The organism is Oleiphilus sp. HI0123, from assembly GCF_001635315.1.
This window is the reverse complement of sequence record NZ_LWGE01001596.1, coordinates 1-3,664: the sequence shown is the minus strand read 5'-3', so window position 1 is coordinate 3,664 and position 3,664 is coordinate 1. Positions and strand designations below refer to the sequence as shown.

General features: G+C 42.5%; 4 protein-coding genes. 2 read left to right on the top strand and 2 right to left on the bottom strand.

The window, feature by feature from the left end; genetic code table 11:
- Positions 1 to 619 (top strand): class I SAM-dependent methyltransferase (locus tag A3761_RS21440; RefSeq protein ID WP_197473165.1); only part of this gene is annotated, 619 nt, incomplete at its 5' end.
- A gap of 37 nt (positions 620 to 656) precedes the next feature.
- On the opposite strand, the gene A3761_RS21435 is transcribed toward A3761_RS21440, so the two are convergent.
- Together A3761_RS21435 and A3761_RS21430 are read right to left on the bottom strand one after the other, a co-directional pair.
- On the bottom strand, positions 657 to 1,409 hold the full coding sequence (locus A3761_RS21435; RefSeq protein WP_082865193.1) for an outer membrane beta-barrel protein: 753 nt from the start codon (positions 1,407 to 1,409) through the stop codon (positions 657 to 659).
- Between the two features lie 178 nt (positions 1,410 to 1,587).
- Entirely contained in the window at positions 1,588 to 2,061 is a 474-nt protein-coding gene (locus A3761_RS21430) for a hypothetical protein (protein WP_068515724.1), read from the bottom strand.
- Positions 2,062 to 2,213: 152 nt separating this feature from the next.
- Between A3761_RS21430 and A3761_RS21425 the strand changes: the two genes are divergently transcribed.
- Positions 2,214 to 3,664 (top strand): tetratricopeptide repeat-containing response regulator (locus A3761_RS21425; RefSeq protein ID WP_068750840.1); only part of this gene is annotated, 1,451 nt, incomplete at its 3' end.

Sequence of the window (3,664 nt, the reverse complement as noted above, 5' to 3'; positions counted from 1 at the left end):
AGACTTTTTTACAGTAAGTGAGAGTGGTGCGCGATTCAAGGTAAACCTAAAGGACTACTTGGATACCGGGTTGTTTCTCGATCATCGTCCCATTAGAAAGTGGGTCTATGATAATGCCAGAGATAAACGCTTTTTAAATTTATTTTGTTATACAGGTGCGGTGAGTGTTTATGCCGCACTTGGTGGTGCGAAATCAACCTTGAGCGTTGATATGTCAAAGACCTACTTGAATTGGTTCGAGGGAAATCTGGCGCTCAATAGGCTAGCGCTTCGTGACAATAAAGTAGTTCAGGCAGATTGTATTGAGTGGCTAAAGTCACAACAGGAACAAAAAGCCAGTTTTGATCTGATTTTTCTAGATCCACCGAGCTTCTCTAATTCTAAACGAATGCAGGGGGTGCTGGATATTCAGCGTGATCATGTCGTACTCATAGAGCAGTGTATGAGCTTGCTGTCTGAAAAGGGGGTGCTGGTTTTCTCGAATAACCTGCGAAGGTTTAAGCTTGATCCAGGCTTGAGCGCAAACTATAAGGTCACAGACTTTACCAAAATGTCAGTGGATAAAGATTTTGAGCGCAATAGTCATATTCACCAATGCTGGAAAATAGAGCGCGGCTAGGAAATTTGCTTAGTCGGTTTGAGTAGTGGGCTTATCCTTAGAATTCAAACTTTAGGTAGGTACTGTACTGATCTATTTCGATATTCGTATCAGTGTCCTTGAGCAAACGACCGTATTCAAAGGATAAATACCACTGATCACTCAGCTTATAGTCTCCTCCGATAATCCAGCTTAAACTGAAGTTCGTTTTAAATAAATGTGACTCGGCCACGAATGGGCTGGGTTGAACCGCTGATTCCGCGTTAGAAATAGCACTTTCCGAGACGGTTCTAATAACTTCATGACGCGTTACATCTGCTCGGTAGTAAGATAGTCCAAGTAGTGCGTAAGCATTAAAATAATCTGTAATCTCTTGCTCGGCTCCCATATATGTCGCAATCCAATGATCTAGGTTGACATCCTTTGCTCCTTTAAGCGTGTCTTCTTTGATTCCCTTGCCGTAACGAAACTCTGCTTTGAAAGTGTCATCTAGGTAGCTACCATAAATAACGCTAAGGCCGTAGGTTTGTGCAGTAAGGCCGCTGAATGATAAAACCGGAGAGCCTTCAGTTCTATCTTCGTAAGATACGCTGTCAGAGCGGACGAGATTAAGGTTGAGCCTGTTGAATTCGTTCAAAGAAAGACCGACAGATAAGTAGTTTCTTTCGGACTTAGGGCCAGGGTTGCTAAAAAAACCGTTATCATCGTTGGCTTGAGTCAAAGTAGAAATAGATAGCAGAATTGAAACTAGGGCGAGTGCGAAGCGTTTGCAAACCATGTTGCTGGGCATCCTTAATTTTAGTTGATCCATTTGTAGATCCGGTTTTGCTACGGTTGATAGCTTGCATTGAGGTATTGAATTACGGAATGCAATATGGTGCCACGATATTACCAAATGTGCTTCGATACGATTCACAATTTATTGAAGTAAAACATAATATTGGGTTTGCTGAGCGTTGTTGTGAATTGAACCTGAGAAATTCTAGATGCTAAGTTAGGATTTCTTTGCTTAGGTGAAGCAGTGCGCGAACATTGTCTTCAATTGAGTCAATATCAAGCTGGTTCTCGATAGCCAGGTCATTTCGTTTCGCTAGCAGCGTTTCTAGTGGGTGAGAGCTAAAGAGCTGGGTGATTGAAGCTATTTCAAAGCCTAGTTCGTTATTATAAGTCTCGAATAGCAGTTCTAATAAGGCTTCATCTTCATCTAGGCCATCAATAAAAACTGTTTGGCCATCCAAGTCCTGGTTTAGTTCTCGAATTACGTCAGGCCCGGAAACACCTTGATCAAAAAGAAATTGAAGATCTACGGTGCTGTCGGTATTGTCCCAAGGGTCCCATTCGTCATCAGGGATAATAAGTACAGACTTGATTTGGCCGTTGGCTAGTGACCAGGTAATTGCAGTTGGAAAACCGCCTTCATCTGGTGTGCTGTATTCAATATCGATAAAAGAAGGGAATTCCATATTAGATAGATAAGACCATGCTTGTTAAAAGCCTGAATTTTCTATTGTTCAGTGTCGTGAGTCAAAAGAAATATTTGAATATACGCTATCTGATTTGATTTTTTGTCTACACTTAGGAGTATTAAATTTAGGAACAGTGAAGTAAGTGTTTTATGAGTGAGTTGCAAAGACAAATTCAGCTAGCCAAATACTATCGCAATCTGCGCTTTTTGGTTGTCGATGATTTCGAAAACTTTCGTCTTTCAATACGCCAAATGATCAGAGCGTTTGGGGTTGAGAGTATCGAGGTAGCGGGGAATGGTGAAGACGCCGTTGCTCGTTGTGAGCATGAAGAGTTTGATATTATTTTGTGCGACTATAACCTAGGCCCCGGAAAGAGCGGGCAACAGGTTCTGGAAGAACTTCGTCACAATAAAATTCTTAAGCATACAGGCATATTCATACTCATCACGGCAGAAACTTCTAAAGATATGGTCATGGGAGCGCTTGAATACTTGCCTGATGGCTACATCACAAAGCCTATTACAAAAGCCGTTTTACAAAAACGTTTGGATGCAATGATCGAGCAGCGTGAGGTATTGAAACCTGTTAATGAGGCGATTGATGCTGAAAACCTCCCCAAAGCGATCGAACTAATCAATAAAGAGGTTCGCTACGAAACTAAATATATCACCTGGTGTATGCGCAAGCTTGCTAGTCTTTATTTTCAGATGGGTGAGAACGAACGCGCAGCGAAGATATATCGTGACGTGTTATCGACACGTGATATTGGTTGGGCAAGGCTTGGTTTAAGCAAGGTGCAAGTTGCTTTGGGCGACTATGAAGGCGCTATCAAGGGGCTTCAAGGCTTATTAGCAGGTAACCCGAACTTAATTGAAGCCTATGATACCTTGGCCGAAGCGCAACTAAAGCATGGGAAGGCCCGCGATGCGCAAAAAACTTTGGCAAAGGCTGTTGATATTTCACCGCATGCTATTCTGCGTCAGCAGAAACTTGCTGAAGTTTGCTCTAAAAATAAAGATGTTGAAGGCGCTGCGGATGCTTTTTGTCAAAGTGTAAAGTTGGGGCACAATTCTGTACACGAGTCTTCTGAAAATTATTTAAGTTTAGGTCGCTGCCTTTCTGATTTGGCTGAAGGTGATACGTCGGATAATGGTAAAAAACAGGCAAAAGAAGCTGTTCATATTCTAGGGCGTGCTAGTAAGAAATTTAAGGATGATGTCAATGTTCAGGCTAGTGCATTATTGATCGAGGCCCGTGTTCACAAAGGGCAGGGTGATGACAAAAAGTCTCAGGCTGCACTGGATAAAGCCCAGGAAACAATGGATGTATCGAGCGCCTCAGCTGAAACAACCTTGGAGTTTGCTAAAACACTCTACAGTATGGGAGACGAGACCGAAGCCGAGAAGGTATTAAGTGATTTGGCAGAGCGTCACTCGGACGACAAGGGTGTCATGAACAATATTGAAGAGTTGCTTGATGAGCCTGTTAGCCTTCAGAAAAGGGTTAAAGCTAGAAAGCTTAACAAGAGTGGTATTACTGCATTTGAAGAGGGTGATCTGGACGAAGCGATTCGCGTTTTTGATGAGGCGCTTCAGGTTAC

Excerpts from the sequence above, each read along its gene's own strand:
- A3761_RS21435 (WP_082865193.1), bottom strand. The coding sequence starts at position 1,409 with ATGGATCAACTAAAATTAAGGATGCCCAGCAACATGGTTTGCAAACGC.
- A3761_RS21430 (WP_068515724.1), bottom strand. The coding sequence starts at position 2,061 with ATGGAATTCCCTTCTTTTATCGATATTGAATACAGCACACCAGATGAA.